The 15,949-nt window shown below is 69.1% G+C and carries 14 protein-coding genes; 3 read left to right on the forward strand and 11 right to left on the reverse strand.

Features of this window, described 5'->3' with window-relative positions; translation table 11 throughout:
• Positions 1–14 precede the first annotated feature (14 nt).
• Entirely contained in the window at positions 15–506 is a 492-nt protein-coding gene (locus AMK34_RS36560) for a DUF6912 family protein (protein ID WP_125733624.1), read from the reverse strand.
• On the reverse strand, positions 503–1,909 hold the full coding sequence (locus AMK34_RS36565) for a WS/DGAT/MGAT family O-acyltransferase (protein WP_038508632.1): 1,407 nt from the start codon (positions 1,907–1,909) through the stop codon (positions 503–505). Before AMK34_RS36565 ends, AMK34_RS36560 begins: the two co-directional genes overlap by 4 nt.
• 34 nt (positions 1,910–1,943) lie before the next feature.
• Here AMK34_RS36565 and AMK34_RS36570 point away from each other — a divergent pair, with 34 nt between their 5' ends.
• Positions 1,944–2,729, forward strand: coding sequence for a TrmH family RNA methyltransferase (locus AMK34_RS36570; protein ID WP_038508629.1), 786 nt, complete (start codon positions 1,944–1,946; stop codon positions 2,727–2,729).
• Here the strand turns inward: AMK34_RS36570 and AMK34_RS36575 are convergent.
• The gene (locus tag AMK34_RS36575) at positions 2,704–3,108 is read right to left on the reverse strand and encodes an HAD-IA family hydrolase (RefSeq protein WP_073848375.1); all 405 of its coding nucleotides are present in this window, start codon (positions 3,106–3,108) and stop codon (positions 2,704–2,706) included. The genes AMK34_RS36570 and AMK34_RS36575 overlap by 26 nt on opposite strands.
• 111 nt (positions 3,109–3,219) lie before the next feature.
• On the opposite strand from AMK34_RS36575, the gene AMK34_RS36580 reads away from it, so the two are divergent.
• The gene (locus AMK34_RS36580) at positions 3,220–3,723 is read left to right on the forward strand and encodes an Rv3235 family protein (RefSeq protein ID WP_038508623.1); all 504 of its coding nucleotides are present in this window, start codon (positions 3,220–3,222) and stop codon (positions 3,721–3,723) included.
• 65 nt (positions 3,724–3,788) lie between these two features.
• Here the strand turns inward: AMK34_RS36580 and secA are convergent, their stop codons facing one another.
• The 8 genes from secA to AMK34_RS36620 all read right to left on the reverse strand — a co-directional run bounded on the left by secA (position 3,789) and on the right by AMK34_RS36620 (position 14,921).
• Entirely contained in the window at positions 3,789–6,620 is a 2,832-nt protein-coding gene (secA, locus tag AMK34_RS36585; protein ID WP_038508620.1) for a preprotein translocase subunit SecA, read from the reverse strand.
• Between the two features lie 235 nt (positions 6,621–6,855).
• Entirely contained in the window at positions 6,856–7,545 is a 690-nt protein-coding gene (hpf, locus tag AMK34_RS36590; protein ID WP_007028981.1) for a ribosome hibernation-promoting factor, HPF/YfiA family, read from the reverse strand.
• Positions 7,546–8,097: 552 nt separating this feature from the next.
• Complete coding sequence (locus AMK34_RS36595; RefSeq protein WP_073848376.1) at positions 8,098–8,736, reverse strand: ComF family protein; 639 nt, start codon at positions 8,734–8,736, stop codon at positions 8,098–8,100.
• Between the two features lie 495 nt (positions 8,737–9,231).
• Positions 9,232–10,962, reverse strand: a complete 1,731-nt coding sequence (locus tag AMK34_RS36600) for an LpqB family beta-propeller domain-containing protein (RefSeq protein WP_073848377.1) — start codon at positions 10,960–10,962, stop codon at positions 9,232–9,234.
• Positions 10,959–12,638 (reverse strand): MtrAB system histidine kinase MtrB, encoded by a 1,680-nt coding sequence (mtrB, locus tag AMK34_RS36605; RefSeq protein WP_435826540.1) that lies wholly within the window; start codon positions 12,636–12,638, stop codon positions 10,959–10,961. Before mtrB ends, AMK34_RS36600 begins: the two co-directional genes overlap by 4 nt.
• A gap of 43 nt (positions 12,639–12,681) precedes the next feature.
• Positions 12,682–13,359: an MtrAB system response regulator MtrA gene (gene mtrA / locus AMK34_RS36610; RefSeq protein WP_005150760.1), complete on the reverse strand. Its 678-nt coding sequence runs from the start codon at positions 13,357–13,359 to the stop codon at positions 12,682–12,684.
• 111 nt (positions 13,360–13,470) lie between these two features.
• Positions 13,471–14,607: an NAD(P)/FAD-dependent oxidoreductase gene (locus tag AMK34_RS36615; protein WP_073848378.1), complete on the reverse strand. Its 1,137-nt coding sequence runs from the start codon at positions 14,605–14,607 to the stop codon at positions 13,471–13,473.
• A complete protein-coding gene (locus tag AMK34_RS36620) occupies positions 14,604–14,921 on the reverse strand; it encodes a bifunctional 3-phenylpropionate/cinnamic acid dioxygenase ferredoxin subunit (RefSeq protein WP_037341010.1) in 318 nt (105 codons plus the stop codon). Before AMK34_RS36620 ends, AMK34_RS36615 begins: the two co-directional genes overlap by 4 nt.
• Before the next feature lie 152 nt (positions 14,922–15,073).
• Here AMK34_RS36620 and AMK34_RS36625 point away from each other — a divergent pair, with 152 nt between their 5' ends.
• Positions 15,074–15,859, forward strand: a complete 786-nt coding sequence (locus AMK34_RS36625) for an IclR family transcriptional regulator (RefSeq protein WP_038508605.1) — start codon at positions 15,074–15,076, stop codon at positions 15,857–15,859.
• Positions 15,860–15,949 lie beyond the last annotated feature (90 nt).

Raw genomic sequence — 15,949 nt, forward strand, 5'->3', positions numbered from 1 at the left:
AAACGCGAGAGGGGCTAGAGGAGTTCCAGCAGGAAAGGGAGCTCTTGGGGCGCGTACCAGGCGAGTTCGTGGTCTTCGGCGTCGCCGAGGGTGAACTCGGCGTCCGGATCGCCGAGGTCGGCCTGGTCGATCACCGCGGCGGCGGCCTGGACGGACTCGGCGGCTTCGGCCGCGTCGACGTGGATCGCGGCGACGTCGGCGATCTTCACCGGCCCGGCCAGCCGGACGACGGCGGCGTCGAGATCCGGGCGCAGCGTGACCTCGTCGATGTCGGCCGAGATCACCACCCGCCGCGGCTCTGGCTTCTCCTCGGCCGCGATCAGCCGGAGCGACGCCCTGGCGGCGTCGAGCAGCGCGGCGTACTCGAGTTCTTCGTCGGATCCGCTGGCGTAGGACTCCCGCAGCGCCGGGGTCAGCGCGAATCCCGTGCCGCTGCGCGCCCGGAGCTCTCCGGCGGTTTCGAGCTCACGGAGCATCGCGATCGTCCCGGGTAGATAGACCCTCACCAGTGCGCACCCTTCAGCTCTTCCAACGATTCCTCGATCATCCCGGCGAGCAGGTCCACATCGGACACGGCCTTGCGATCGCCGTTCAGTCCGAAGTAGACACCGCCGTGATACGAGGTGACCCCGATCGCCAGCGCCTGATTGCGCACCAGCGGCATGACCGGGAACATCTCCACCATCTTCGCCTGTCCCGCGTAGAGCGGCACCTGCGGGCCCGGCGAGTTCGTGATCAGCACGTTGAAAATACGTCCCGACATCGACCCGGCCACCCGCGCGCCGAGCGAATGCAGCGTCGGCGGGGCGAAACCGCCGACCGTCAGCAGCCCGCGCGCGGCGACCGAACGGCCAGAGTCGAGGTGATCCGCCATCGCGTGGCCGATGTGCTGCAGCCGCAGGACCGCGTTCGGCTCCCCGACCGGGAGATCGACCAGGTAGGCGTCGACCTGATTGCCGACCAGCGCCGGCGTCGAGTACTCGGCCGTCTCGGCGTCGCGGACGGCCATCGGCACGAGCGCGCGCACGGTGGTCGTCGCGGTCAGGTTCGAGCCGCGGGAGAGCAGCCATTCCCGCAGCGCGCCGGTGATCACCGCGACCACGACGTCGTTGACCGTGCCGCCGTGCGCGGCGCGGACCTTGCGGAGATCCTCCAGCCGCGTGCGGACCCCGGCGAACATGCGGCCGCCGGAGGTGCGGACGTTGAGCGGTCCGGACGGCGCCGGATTCACCATGGTCTTCAGCGCCGAAGCGACGTCTCCGACCGTTTCGGTGACCTTGCCCGCCATCGCGGTGGCGTCGTGGGCGATGGAGCGGACGTTCTCCACCAGCTCCGTCGGCCGCTGCACGGTCTCGGCGACCGCGTCGAGGATCAGCTGCGTGCGGCTCGGTTCCCGGCGCGGATGCCAGGTGTCGTCGAACGGTTCCGGCTCCTGCGGGGTGGCGTCGAGGATCAGCTGCCCGATCTCGATGGTGCCGATCCCGTCCACGACCGACTGATGCGTCTTGGTCACCAGCGCGACGCGGTCGCCCGCGAGCCCCTCGACGAAGTACGCCTCCCAGAGCGGCCTTCCCGGGTCGAGCCGCCGCGACATCAGCCGCGCCACGAGGTCGAACAGCTGGCCGTCGGAGCCCGGCTGGGGCAGCGCGGACCGCCGGACGTGGTAGTTCAGGTCGAAGTCGACGTCGTCGACCCACACCGGCCGGGCGAGGTGACCGGGCACCTCCAGCACCCGCTGCCGGTAACGCGGCAGGAACGCCAGGCGCTGCCCGATCAGGTCGAGCAGCCGCTCGTGGGTGAAGCCCTCGCGCGGTCGCTCGAAGATCGCCACGCCGCCGACGTGCATCGGGGTCGAGTGGTCTTCCACGTACAGGAACGAGGCGTCCAGCGCGGAGAGGCGGTCGGGCATGGGCCGATCCTTACATAGTGGGACACTCGCCGGTGTGGGTGATGAGTCGGTGATCTCGCCGAAGGACCGGTTCCTGACGGTGTACGGCCGCAAACCGGTGCTCGAGGCATTGGACGACGCGGCGCTCGAGGTGGACAAGGTGATCCTCGCCGACACCGTGCGCGGGCCGAACGCCGCCGAGATCCAGCGTGCCGCGAAAGCCGCCGGGGTGCCGGTGCAGCGGGCGAGCGCGCATCGCGTCAAGGTGCTGGCGGGCAACGGCAAGCAGGACCAGGGCGTGCTGGCCGACGTCGTCGCCCCGCGTATGCGTTCGTTGCACGCGGCGCTGTCCGATGGCAGGCCGCCGTCGCGGGTGCTGCTGCTCGACGGCATCACCACCCCGGCGAACGTCGGGATGATCCTGCGCACGGCGACCGCCGCCGGACTGGAGGGGGTCGTGGTGCCGCGGCGCGGGGTCGCCGCCCTCGACCCGATGGTGGTCAAGGCTTCGGCCGGGGTCGCGTTCCGCGCGCCGGTGCTGCGATGCGGCAGCGCGCGCGAGGCGGCCGAGATGCTCACCGAAGCCGGCTACGGGATCTACGCGCTGGGCGCTTCGGCACGCAGTTCGGTGTTCGACGTCGAACTGCCGCAGCGCGCGGCGTTCGTACTGGGCGGGGAGACGAACGGCGTCGGCGCCGAGGTCGGCGAACTGGTGACGGAGTGGGTGTCGATCCCGATGCCCGGCGAAGTCGAGTCGCTGAACGTCTCGGCCGCCGCCGCGGTGCTGTCGTTCGAGCTGGTGCGCCGGGCGGCCACTAAGGCTTCGGGAACAACGCGCTGAGCTCGGTCAGGGTCTCCTCGACCGACGTGTGGTGCACTCCCGCCATCCCGGCCGCGATCGCCGCGCGGACGTTGTGCGCGGCGTCGTCGACGAACACGCACCGGTCGGCGGGCAGGTCGAGCAGACCCGCGGTGAGCAGGTAGACCTCGCGTTCGGGTTTGGCCACGCCGACCTCGCCGGAGAAGACGAGTGCGTCGAAGAACGGGCCGAGTGACCGCTTGGCCTCGTCCGACGCGCCGGGGGCGTTCGAGAGCAAGGCCGTTTTGATGCCGCGCTCCCTGGCCGAGCGCAGGAAGGCGTACAGCTCGTCCGCGCCCACGTCCGTGAGCACCCCGGCGTAGTCGACGACCAGCCCTTTCAGCACGCGCTCACCGTACACAAGCGATCACCGCCCGGTTCATCCTCTCGGGCGGTCCTTGTCGCGGCTTCGCCCGCCGCCTGCCCCTTAGTTGCTGGGCGTGGCCGAGGGGCCGCGGAGGGGGACTGCTCGATGAAGTCGTACGTACTGAGACGGCTCGAACCGTACGAACCGCCGTACCGGGTCGCCGACCGGCCGGACGGCCTGGTGCACCGGGCGGCGTCGCCGGACAACCAGCTCGTGCTGGATCTGCCGCTGGCCGGGGAAAGCGTCGTGGAGGAACCGCTGCCGTCACCGGACACCCCGGACGGCAGGCAGATCGGCAGGCTGCTGACCACCATCCTCGAAGCCTGTGACGGCCGCCGTCCGGCGGTCCAGGTGCGGCCGATCCTCGACCCGGCGCTCCACCACGCACTGCTCGAAAGCGGCCTTCGTCGTCCGGCGGGCGGCTACCGGCCGAAGTCGGTCCACTTGGGTCACCCGGCGGACGGCGTCGTCGAAGCCTGCGCGACCGTCGAACAGAACGGACGCTGCCTCGCCTTGGCGGCCCGCTTCGAGCGGACGCCGTCGGGCTGGGTGTGCACCCGCTTCCATCTGCTGAAGCCTCCGCGACGGGTCTCCGCTCTCGCGGCCTGATGCGCGTGAAGGCCTCCTTCCCTCGGTTCAGCCGGGGGAAGGAGGCCTTCACGCGCTTGGGGCCTTTAGCGGCGCGGGCCCTTCTTGCCCTTCTTCTGGGAGGCGCGCTGCGCGGCGCGACGCTCCCGGCGGGTTCCGCTCTGGTCGCCACCGGCGCTGCCGGCACTGTCCGAATGCGACTCGACGCCGCCGTCTTCGGACGGGCCCGACATGGTCAGCCCGGTCTGCGAACCACCGCCGAGTCCCTTGCCCCGCAAGGCGGAAGGCACGGATTCGGTGTCGGTCGCCGGACCCTGCGGAGGCGTCGGGCGGGCGTGCCTGCCGTCGCCGTTCGCGGCCTGGCCGTTCCCGGAGCCGACACCGGCGGGCAGCGCGGACGCGGACTCGGGCGCCGGGGTGGTGGGCTCGGCCTGCTCGACCTGGAGGTTGAACAGGAAGCCGACGGCCTCCTCCTTCAGCGACTCCAGCATCGCGCGGAACATGTCGTAGCCCTCGCGCTGGTACTCGATGACCGGGTCGCGCTGCGCCAGGGCACGCATGCCGATGCCCTCCTTGAGATAGTCCATCTCGTAGAGGTGCTCACGCCACTTGCGGTCGAGCACGGTGAGCATCACCTGACGCTCCAGGCTCCGCATCGCGCCTTCGCCGACCTTGCCGTCGATCTCGGCCTCGCGCTCGTCGTACGCGCGATGGGCGTCTTCGAGCAGCGCCTCACGCAGCCTGTCGGCGTCGAGGTCGTCGTCCTCGGTGAGCTCTTCCCAGGTGACCTTGACCGGGTACAGCTGCTTCAGCGCCGTCCACAGCTTCTCGTGGTCCCAGTCCTCCGCGTAGCCCGAGGAGGTCTCCTCGGTGACGTACGCGTTGATGACGTCGACCAGCATGTGCTCGATCTGCTCGCGCAGATCTTCGCCTTCGAGGACGCGCAGACGCTCGGCGTAGATCACCTTGCGCTGCTCGTTCATGACCTCGTCGTACTTGAGGACGTTCTTGCGGATCTCCATGTTCTGCTGCTCGACCTGCGTCTGAGCGCTCTTGATCGCCTTGGAGACCATCTTGTGCTCGATCGGCACGTCGTCCGGCAGCCGCATGGTGGTCATGACCCGCTCGACCATCGTCGCGTTGAAGCGGCGCATGAGCTCGTCACCGAGCGACAGGTAGAACCGGGACTCGCCCGGGTCGCCCTGACGGCCGGAACGACCGCGGAGCTGGTTGTCGATCCGGCGCGACTCGTGCCGCTCGGTGCCGAGCACGTAGAGCCCGCCGGCCTCGCGGACCTCCTCGGCCTCGGCCTTCGTGTCGGCCTGCACCTCTTCGAGCACCTTCGGCCACGCGGCCTCGTACTCCTCGGAGTGCTCCACCGGGTCGAGGCCGCGGTCGCGCAGCACCTCGTCGGCGATGATGTCCGGGTTGCCGCCGAGCACGATGTCGGTACCGCGGCCCGCCATGTTGGTGGCGACCGTGACCGCGCCCTTGCGCCCGGCGCGGGCGACGATCAGCGCCTCCCGGTCGTGGTGCTTGGCGTTGAGGACCTCGTGCGGGACACCCAGCTTGAGCAGCAGCTTCGACAGGTGCTCGGACTTCTCGACACTCGTGGTGCCGACCAGCACCGGCTGGCCCTTCTCATGCCGCTCGGCGATGTCCTCGGCGACGGCCTCGAACTTGGCCTGCTCGGTCTTGTAGATCAGGTCGGCCTGGTCGGCGCGGACCATCGGCTTGTTCGTCGGGATCGGCACCACACCCAGCTTGTAGGTCTGGTGGAACTCGGCCGCCTCGGTCTCGGCGGTACCGGTCATCCCCGACAGCTTGTCGTAGAGCCGGAAGTAGTTCTGCAGCGTGATCGTGGCGAGCGTCTGGTTCTCGGCCTTGATCTCGACGCCTTCCTTGGCCTCGATCGCCTGGTGCATGCCCTCGTTGTAGCGGCGGCCGTGCAGGATGCGACCGGTGAACTCGTCGACGATGAGGACCTCGCCGTCGCGGACGATGTAGTCCTTGTCGCGCTTGTAGAGCTCCTTGACCTTCAGCGCGTTGTTCAGGTAGCCGACCAGCGGCGTGTTCGCGGCCTCGTAGAGGTTGTCGATGCCGAGCTGGTCCTCGACGAAGGCGACACCCTTTTCGGTGACACCGACGGTGCGCTTGCGGATGTCCACCTCGTAGTGGATGTCCGCCTTCATCAGCGGCGTCATCCGGGCGAACTCGACGTACCAGCGCGAGGACTGGTCCGCCGGGCCGGAGATGATCAGCGGCGTCCGGGCCTCGTCGATGAGGATGGAGTCCACCTCGTCGACGATCGCGAAGTTGTGGCCACGCTGCACGCAGTCCTCGAGGCTCCACGCCATGTTGTCGCGGAGGTAGTCGAAGCCGAACTCGTTGTTCGTGCCGTGCGTGATGTCGGCGGCGTACTGCTGGCGGCGGACCTCGGGCGTCTGGTCGGCCAGGATGACCCCGACCTCGAGGCCGAGGAAGCGGTGGATGCGGCCCATCCACTCGGCGTCACGTTTGGCGAGGTAGTCGTTCACCGTGATGACGTGCACGCCCTTGCCGGACACGGCGTTCAGGTACGCGGGGAGGACCTGGGTCAGGGTCTTGCCCTCACCGGTCTTCATCTCCGAGACCTGGCCGAGGTGCAGCGCGGCGCCGCCCATCAGCTGGACGTCGTAGGGACGCTGGCCGAGCACGCGCCAAGCCGCTTCCCTCGCCACCGCGAACGCCTCCGGCAGGAGGTCGTCGAGTGACTCGCCGTCCGCGTGCCGTTTACGGAACTCCTCGGTCTTGGCCCGCAGCGCGGTGTCCGAAAGTTCCTTGACGTCGTCTTCGAGGGTGTTGATGTGATCGGCGATGTGTCGCAGCCGCTTCACCATTTTGCCCTCGCCCGCGCGGAGCAGGCGGTTCAGCACCATCCGGTCGACCTCACTAGCTGATTGTGATCGCACCCGAGCCGGTCCCGGGCAATCTCGTCCGCGGCGGTGCCTGGTAACGCACCACCGTCCGCCCCCATCGTAGGGAACACCTCGGTGTTCGCGCACGCACCGTCTGTCGGTACCTGACGAGACGGGGGCGGGTCCTGCCTGATCCGGACATGACGGCGGCCCGCACGGGACGCGTGCGGGCCGCCGTCAGGGCAGTAGTGGCCGGCTAGCTGAGCCGGATGACGCCGTAGTCGAAGCCTCGCCTCCGGTAGACGACGCTCGGGCACCCGGCGTCGGAGTCGTTGAACAGGTAGAAGTCGTGACCGACCAGTTCCATCTCGTAGAGAGCTTGGTCGACCGTCATGGGCTCCGCGTCATGCTTCTTCTCGCGGACGACGCGACCGGGCTGGTGTTCGGTCACCCCGTCATCCCAGCGCTGCTGCTGGGGCATCTCGAAGTCACCGCTCTCGACAGCGAAACCGTTGGCCATGGGTTCGGCCTCCGGCGCTTCGAGCACAGCGGTACCCGCCAGATGTCGGGTGTCGGTGGTCATTCCACCGGCGGCCGCCATCGAAGTCGCCTCGGCGACGGATTCCGGGCGGCTGCGGCCGTAGTGCACGCGCCGGCGGTCGTGTGTCTTCCGCAACCTGTTTTCGAGCTTGTTCAGTGCGGAATCCAGCGCTGCGTAGAAGTCGCCGGCACACGCTTCGGCGCGTACGGCGGGGCCACGGCCCTTACCGGTGATTTCGACGCGCTGGCAGTTCTTCGACTGCCTGCGATTGGGCTCGTGGAAGAGCTCCACGTCGTAACGGATGACCTTCTTGTCGTAGCGCTCTAGCCGGGCCAGCTTTTCGCTGACGAGTGCCCGATAGTGGTCGGGCACCTCCACGTTGCGGCCCTTAACGACGATGTCCATACACGACCTCCCTCGCTGAAATGACTGCGAGCTGTAGATGTGTTCACTAGGGCGCCGGTAATGCGGGGACGAAGCCCGGATCGCGGGCGGTGAGGGAACTCGGCATACGGCCACGACGTCTCGTGTCGGATGTCCGAGCGCGGACTCAGCGCGGCTCCGGCGCCAGGGACATGGGCTGGTCACCTCCCTGCCTGCCGGGATTGCTGATAGCGCTGCACGTTAGCTGCATCACGCCGCGAGCAACAGCCCCCGAGCCGGGGGATATCAGGACGTGAGACCTCGTCACCGCACGCGACGACGACCCTGTGGCCAGCGGGACAATCCGGCTTGTCGGGCGTCGTCCCCGTGATTTGTTTTCACGCGGACGGCGCAAGCCTTCGGACAGGAAAATGCGGAGGGTGCCCAGTGGGCCGTGCCCGGGGGAATCCGCCGCCACCCCGGTGGAGTGGCGGGCCGTCGGAGTGTTCCCCAGAAGGTCCCTCATATCCCGTCAACGCCCATGTACCCATTCCCGTTCCCGATCATTCATCACTCTTGTAGGTGACGCCCCGATCACCCGGCGGCGGCCAGCGCTACCACCGCGGAAACGTGAATTCCGCTTATGTCCAAAAAGCGCGTACAAGCGGCGGCGGTCGCTCCGGTTGTGATCACGTCGTCAAGAAGAACGACCTTCTCCCGGCAGGCTCCCGGGACCAGGCGAATACGGCCGTCGAGGTTCGCCGACCGCTGGACGCGCGTGAGCCCCACCGCATCACGGACACCGGCCCCGAGCTTGAGGACGGGTGCCACCATCGCCGACTTTCCCTTGTCCTCCAGTACTTTCACGCATTCCTCGGCGATGCGCCGGACGTGCGGTCCACCCCGGACACGCGAGGCGGACCGTCGCGAAGGGACCGGGACGAGGCAGGGTTCCGACACTGGCTCGGGCAGGTGGGCGAGGGCTTCGGCGACAGCGCGGCCGAAGGAGGGGGCGAGGTCGCGGCGGCCGCGTTCCTTGTAGGCGAGGATCAGGCGACGGGCGTCGTCGGCGTAGGGAGCCAGTGCGTAGACGGGGACGAGGCCGGCCGTCGGGCCTCGGATGATCTCGCTGAGCGAACCCCAAGCGGTCTGACAGGTCGCGCAACAGGGCGCGCCCGGCGCTCCGCAGGACGCGCAACGGGCGGGGATGAGGAGATCCAGGAGTTTGGGCATGAGGCGAGTGTCGGCCGGGGCTCCGACAGTTCCGGACGCCGCCGGGGCGTGACCGGTCCGCTTTGGACACTTCGCGTCGCGAGGGGGCCGGTCATGGCTGGGCGTCGTTGAAAAAGTCAATCGAGGAGAAGGGCGCTTTGGGGCTTCGGGGCTCCTTCGCACGGGGGTCCCGGTCCGTGAAGGCCTCCTTGAGGGACTCAGGGTCCCTCAAGGAGGCCTTCACGGACTTTCCGCTTCGCTAGCAGCGCTAGGAATGCTAGCGGTACTAAAGGTCCCTTGCTCCCCTCGGCGATGTCCTGAAGGCCACCTTTAGGACGCTGAACGTCTCAACGGTGGCCTTCAGGACATGGACCTGCGCGCCCGATGTGGCATTGGGGCCACCCAACGTCCCCAATGCCACATTGGGCGCATCTCCCTCCCGAGCCCCAAGTACATGAAGGCCCCCTTCCTGTACCTGAGCGCAAGGAAGGGGGCCTTTATGTACTTCGGCGAAACTCAGCCCGGGTAGAACGGGTCCGCATCGGTGACGGTGTGCGCCTGCGGCCGCCAGACCTCGCCCAGTTCGGAGGCGACCCACAGCCCGCCCGCGTCCGCGACCAGGTTCTGCCTGCTCGGCGCCGCGGTGACGCCGTGCACGGGCGGGGTCAGGTTCGAGCCGCTGAAGGTGTCCATCCGCTGTCCGTCCAGCGGCACCTTGACCACCGGCAGCGAATTCGACGACGTCGCGGCGATCAGGTGGTCCTGGGTCGCCCAGTCGACGTCGACGACGTCCTTGAGGTCGCGTTCCTGCAGTTTCCGCGGCGCCCGCAGCGCCACCGAGTCCGCCGTCCGCACGATCGAGGCGACCACCAGCTGCCCGTTGACCACCGCGGCCAGCCGGGACCCGTCGCGCGAAAGGCGCAATTCGGTGATCTGCCCCAGCCCGGTGAGCATGGTCGCGTCGACGCCGGCCTTCACCCAGCGGCCGTCCGCGGCCAGGGTGACCCTGGCGACGGTGTTGTGGTCGACCACCGTCCAGACCTCACCGGAGACCCCGCCACCACCACGGGCGACCGGACGCCAGGTGGGGCGGCTCAGGCTGCCGCCGAACAGGTCCACCGACGCGAGGTCGTGTCCGAGATCGCCGACCCGGAGCCATTGCCTGCCGTCGCGTTCTTCGACCACCGCGAGGCGTTTGCCGTCGACGGACTGCGCGGCGCTGACGACCTTGTACCCGCCGTTGCCCGCTGGCCCGCCGACCGGCTGCCCGTCGCCGAGCGACCGGACCCGCCCGTTCACGGTCATCAGCCCCAGCAGTTCCGAGTTGGGCGCGATGTCCACGTTGTAGTTGGGCAGTTCGCTGGAGCGCCAGTATTCGTGTTCCGGCACCAGCGCGGTGCCGTCGGCCAGCAGCCGGACCCGGCTCAGCGTCACCGTCTGCAGCGACAGGACGATCTGCGCGGCGATCAGGTTCCGGTCCACGAGGCTGGCCCCGCCGACACCGGTCAGGTTGATGTCCAGTGTCCCGTCGTCCGTGCTGCGCACGTTGCTTTCGATGGTGACCTGGTCGCCGAGCAGATCCTTGACCGCGCCCTTCAACCCCTCCGACGGGCCCTGCAGCACCAGGTCCATCACCCGGCCGGGCAATCCGGCCTGCGGTTTCGCCGCGACGTACCGGAGGTCGGGGACGAAGGCGCCGGAGTCCGGCGAGTAGAAGCTGATCGGCACCCGGAAGTAGTTGAGCGCGAAGTCCTCGTCGGTGACGGCGAGTTCCTGCGGCGGGTCCACGATCCGCCACTGGCCGTTCTGCTGCTTCCGCAGCTTGAACTGCTGCGAGTACTCCGCCTTCACCGGGAGGAACGCGCTGTCGGGGCTGAGGGTCCCGAGTTTGAACCCGCGGACGTTCACGACCTGCTCGTCCGGGTTCCCCGACGACGACGAAGTGTCGTAGACGGTGCCGAAGGTGTCGTCGATGATCGTCAGCCCCGGCGACGGCTTCCAGTTACGCCGGGCGTCGTCGTCGAGGTAGACGCGCGCGGCGGCGCTCGCCGTGCCCGGCGCCGCCGAGTTGCGGATGAACTGGCGGGTGACGGTCAGCGGGTCGATCCCGGCCGCCGGTTCGGGGACGTCCGCCGGCGCCTGGCCGGGTTTGTCCCCGGAGACGACGACGGGCTGGGATTCGAGCGGGATGTTCGCGCAGCCTGCGACCAGCAGGAACACCGCGAGCAGGGCCAGCAGCCGTTTCACCGGCCGACCTCCTCGGGCTCGGCGAGGATCGCGTCGGGCGCGGGCCGGACTTCGAGCAGTCCGGACGACCCGTGCGTGTCGGTCGCCTTGTGATCGGGCGGGGGCAGGAGCAGCGGGCTCTCCCCCATCGGCGTGTCCTGCCGCCGCGGCAGCACGAGCCGGAAGCAGGCACCGTGGCCGGTCTCGCCCCAGGCGTCGAGCACGCCGCCGTGCAACCGGGCGTCCTCCTGGCTGATCGCGAGGCCGAGGCCGGTGCCGCCGGTCCGGCGGTTACGGGACGGGTCGGCGCGCCAGAACCGGTTGAACACCAGTTCCGCCTCGCCGGGCCGGAGCCCGACGCCGCGGTCCCGCACGGTGATGGCGACCGCGGTCTCGTTGACCGCCAGCGTCAGCACCACCGGGTTCCCTTCGCTGTGGTCCACCGCGTTCGCCAGCAGGTTGCGCAGGATCCGCTCGACGCGGCGCGCGTCGACTTCGGCGGGCGCCTCCTCGTCCGGGAGGACCAGTTCGACCGAGCTTCCCGCGTTGCCCGCGATCACCCGGACCTGTTCGACGGCCCTGGTCGCGATCGGGCGGACGTCGATCAGCTCGGCCGAGAGCTCCTCGACACCGGCGTCCAGCCTGCTGATCTCCAGCAGATCGCCGAGCAGTGCCTCGAACCGGTCGAGTTCGTCGACCAGCAGCTCGGTGGAGCGGGCGAGCCCGGCCGGGAACTGCTCGCGCGACGCGTGCAGCACGTCGGCAGCCATCCGGACGGTGGTCAGCGGGGTGCGCAGTTCGTGCGAGACGTCGGAGGTGAACCGGCGCTGCAGCCCGCCGAACTCCTCCAGCTGGCGGATCTGCCGCTGGATACTCGCGGCCATCTCGTTGTAGGACACGGCGAGTTTGGCCAGATCGTCCTCGCCGAGCACGGCGAGCCGCTGGTCGAGTTCCCCGCCCGCGAACTGTTCGGCCGCCGCGGCGGCCTGCCGGACCGGCCGGACCACCTGTCTGGTGACCAGGTTCGTGATCCCGGCGAGCAGGAGCAGCAGGACGAGCCCGCCGACGAGCAGCGTGTTCTGCACCGTCGAGACGGTGTTCTGCTCACTGGTCAGCGGGTACAGCAGGTAGAGCTGGAGCGGGTTGATCATCGTGCTCACCGGCGCGCCGACGATCAGGTATGTCGTCTTGCCGCCGTCGGCCTCGGTGACCGTGTGGGTCAGGTAGCTGAGCTGCTCGGTCTCGACGAACTGGCGCAGCCGTACCGGCACCCGGTCGTAGGGACCGGCGGCCACCGGTTTGCTGGACTGGTCGCGGCCGCCCGCGGCCAGCACCGGTTCGAAGGTGCCCGCCGTCGATCCCGCGCCGTCCTGCGAGGACGTCGTGCTGGAGATCTTCTTCAGCGCGTTGCTCATCCGCGCGGTGAGCGCTTCCGGGCTTTCGGTGCCGACACCGACCAGCTCGGCGGCCGCGGTCTCGACGACCGCCCTGGTCTGGGCGATCGCCGCGTTCTGCTTGGTCTCGACCAGCCGATCGGTGATCTGGTTCTGCAGCACCATGCCCAGCACGAACACCACGGCCGACGACAGCGCCAGGGTGGACACGGTGACCCGGAACTGCAGCGAATACCGCCACAGTTCGTTGAACGACACGATCTTGCGGCGCACGAAAACCACGATGCGCCGGAACTGGCGCATCGTGGTCTGGGCGAGCCTTCGCAAGCGTCCGGTCATGGGGTGATCACGGCGGGCCGGCCTTGTACCCGACACCGCGAACGGTCAACACCACCTCGGGGTGCTCCGGGTCCTTCTCGACCTTCGACCGCAGCCGCTGGACGTGGACGTTCACCAGCCGGGTGTCGGCGGCGTGGCGGTAGCCCCACACCTGCTCGAGGAGCACCTCGCGGGTGAACACCTGCCGCGGCTTGCGGGCGAGCGCGACCAGGAGGTCGAACTCGAGCGGGGTCAGCGGGATGGCCTTGCCCTCCCGCGTCACCTCGTGGCCGGGGACGTCGATGGCGAGGTCGCCGATCGTCAGCGACTCGGCGGGCTCGGCCTCGGTGCGGCGCATCCGGGCGCGGACGCGGGCCACGAGCTCCTTCGGCTTGAAGGGCTTGACCACGTAGTCGTCGGCCCCCGACTCGAGCCCGAGGACGATGTCCACGGTGTCGCTCTTGGCGGTGAGCATCACGATCGGCACGCCGGATTCGGCCCGGATCGCCTTGCAGACGTCGATGCCGTTCATGCCGGGCAGCATGAGGTCGAGGAGGACCAGGTCCGGTTTCAGCTCACGAAGCGCGGGCAGCGCCCGTGAGCCGTCGGCCACGACGGCTGTGTCGAACCCCTCCCCACGCAGCACGATGGTGAGCATCTCCGCGAGAGCAGGGTCGTCGTCGACGACCAGAACACGTGCCTTCATAAACCTATGTTCGCACTAGTTTCCCCGTGCGGGCGCGCGACCCGGCGATGTGACCACCAGAAAGATCATCGAATCGGGCAAATTGCTCCATCCGAGTAGGGTCTTCTGCCCCTAGAGAGCACGTCGGAGCCTGGTGAACGGCCTCGGGGAGTCGATCGCGAAGACACCGGTCAGCACATCGCCGCGGTGATAGGTCGCGACGAAGCGCTTCGAAGCCACGTCACCTTCGGCGATCCGCACGTCTTCCGTGGCCACTCCGGCGAATTGGAGCCGCCGTCCGTACTGATCGGACCAAAAGTAACCGTGTCGTGCGAAATGCGTGACGGTCGAGCCGGCGAGCAGGTTCGCGACCGCGACGCCCGGCTGTTCCCCGGCCGCCGTCCAATGCTCGGCGCGGACCCGTACGCCGCGCAGCGGGCAGCGGTACCGCGCGACGTCACCCACCGCGATCACTCGGGGATTCGCTGTGACACAGCCGGAATCGACCAGCACCCCGTCGTCGACGGCGAGCCCGGAGCCGGTCAGCCATTCGGTGGCGGGCCGCGCCCCCACTCCGGCGACGACGAGATCGGCGCGGATCTCCCTGCCGTCGGCGAGCCGTACACCGGTGACCCGGCCGGTCCCGGTGAATCCGGCGACGGGGACGCCCGCGATCAGCCGGACGTCGTTCTCCGCGTGCAGTTCCCCGCACACCGCGCCCATCCGCGCGCCGAGGACGGGGCCGAGCGGCACGGGCATCGCCTCGACCACGCTCACCTCGTGGCCGAGCAGTCGGCACGCGGACGCGACCTCCGCGCCGATGAATCCCGCACCGATGACGACGACCGCGGAAGGCCCGGCCGCGAGAGCCTGCTTCAGGGCGACCGCGTCTTCGAGCGTCCGCAAGGTGTGCACGCCGGCCAGATTCCTTGCCGTGTCGAGGGTTCTGGCCACCGCACCGGTCGCGATGACGTAACCGTCGGCGGCGATCGTGGTGCCGTCGCCGAGGGTCACGCCCTCGCGGCCGAGTTTTTCGGCACGGACGCCGAGGTGCCATTCGGCGGCCAGCGCGTCGAGGTCGTCCTGCCCGGCGAGCGCGATGTCGTCGGCGGAAACCTTGCCCAGCAAGAAATCCTTCGACAACGGCGGCCGGTCGTACGGCGGCTCGGCGCCGATCATCACCAGCCGCCCGTCGAAGCCTTGTGCGCGCAATTCCTGTGCCGCGCGGAGCCCCGCCAGGGAGGTGCCGACGACGGCGACGGTTCTCAAGCGACGTCCTGCCGCACCTCGGTGTCCACGTAGATCACCCCGTCGGCGACCACGACCGGGTACGTGCGCACGGCGTTCTTGGCAGGCAGGCAGTCCGGCGCGCCGGTCCGCAGATCGAACCGCGCGGCGTGCAGCGGGCATTCGACGTAGCAGCCTTCGATCCAGCCGTCGGCGAGCGACGCGTCCTGATGGCTGCAGGTGTCGTCGAGCGCGTAATACGCGCCCTCGGAATGGAAGACCGAGACGGGCACGGGGCCCGCCAAGCGGACGGCTTCGCCTTCGGGCAGTTCGGAGACGGAGCAGGCACGGATCATCGGGGCCTCCGGGGAAAGGACCGACGGTTGTTGATGTTGCGTATTACGAGACGGGACGTGCTCTGCGCAACAATCACCCCCGAGGGGCCGGTGCGTCAAGGGATTCGCCCACTCAGCCGAGCGGATCCGGGCGAAACGGCTACTGTTGCGTCATGCGGAACCAGGACGCGGGGAACGCAACATCCAGCCAGGTGCAGTCCGTCGACCGCGCGATCAGCGTGCTGGAACTGCTGGCACGCAACGGGGAAACGGGGATCACCGAGATCGCGGGCGAGCTCGGCGTGCACAAGTCGACGGCCTCCCGTCTGCTGAGCGTCCTGGAGAACCGCGGCCTCGTCGAGCAGCTCGGCGAACGCGGCAAATACGCGATCGGCTTCGGCATCGTCCGGCTCGCCGGCGCCGCCACCGGCCGGATGGACCTGGCGAAACTGGGCAGGCAGACCTGCCAGGGCCTGGCGGAGACGCTCGGCGAGACGGTCAACATCGCGATCGCCGACGACGGTGTCGCGATCAACGTCAGCCAGGCCCGCGGCTCGGCCGCGATCACCACGCAGAACTGGACCGGGCAGCGCACGCCCCTGCACGCGACGTCCAGCGGGAAGGTGCTGCTCGCGTACATGGGCGACGTCGAGCGCAAACGCTTGCTCCGGCGGAAACTCGAACAGTTCACGCCGCGGACCACGGTCGATCCGGACGAGCTGACCGCGGAGCTGGAGCGGGTCGCCGAGGACGGGTACGCGTCCTGTTTCGAGGAGCTGGAGCTGGGGATGCACGCGGTCGCGGTGCCGGTGCACGGACCCGGCGGCGACGTCGTCGCGGCGATGAGCGCTTCGGGCCCGTCGTACCGGCTTTCGAAACAGCGGGTGCGGCAGATCGTCCGGCCGCTGACCGAGGCGTCGGCTGATCTTTCGGCACAGCTGGGGTACTTCGCCGAGTGAAGAGGCCGACCTCTTCGGGCTCTTGACAGCGCGCCCGCCGGTGCCGCACTTTGTTGCTGAAGACGGAACAACGTGCCTCATTCGCAACAG

Origin of the sequence: Amycolatopsis sp. CB00013 (assembly GCF_001905755.1) — a bacterium.
GTDB lineage: Bacteria > Actinomycetota > Actinomycetes > Mycobacteriales > Pseudonocardiaceae > Amycolatopsis > Amycolatopsis japonica.

What these genes read in the sequence shown, in the direction of transcription:
- AMK34_RS36565 (WP_038508632.1), bottom strand. Translation starts at nt 1,909, where the DNA reads ATGCCCGACCGCCTCTCCGCGCTGGACGCCTCGTTCCTGTACGTGGAA.
- AMK34_RS36580 (WP_038508623.1), top strand. Translation starts at nt 3,220, where the DNA reads ATGAAGTCGTACGTACTGAGACGGCTCGAACCGTACGAACCGCCGTAC.
- secA (WP_038508620.1), bottom strand. Translation starts at nt 6,620, where the DNA reads ATGGTGCTGAACCGCCTGCTCCGCGCGGGCGAGGGCAAAATGGTGAAG.
- hpf (WP_007028981.1), bottom strand. Translation starts at nt 7,545, where the DNA reads ATGGACATCGTCGTTAAGGGCCGCAACGTGGAGGTGCCCGACCACTAT.
- AMK34_RS36595 (WP_073848376.1), bottom strand. Translation starts at nt 8,736, where the DNA reads ATGCCCAAACTCCTGGATCTCCTCATCCCCGCCCGTTGCGCGTCCTGC.
- mtrB (WP_435826540.1), bottom strand. Translation starts at nt 12,638, where the DNA reads ATGCGCCAGTTCCGGCGCATCGTGGTTTTCGTGCGCCGCAAGATCGTG.
- mtrA (WP_005150760.1), bottom strand. Translation starts at nt 13,359, where the DNA reads ATGAAGGCACGTGTTCTGGTCGTCGACGACGACCCTGCTCTCGCGGAG.
- AMK34_RS36620 (WP_037341010.1), bottom strand. Translation starts at nt 14,921, where the DNA reads ATGATCCGTGCCTGCTCCGTCTCCGAACTGCCCGAAGGCGAAGCCGTC.
- AMK34_RS36625 (WP_038508605.1), top strand. Translation starts at nt 15,074, where the DNA reads ATGCGGAACCAGGACGCGGGGAACGCAACATCCAGCCAGGTGCAGTCC.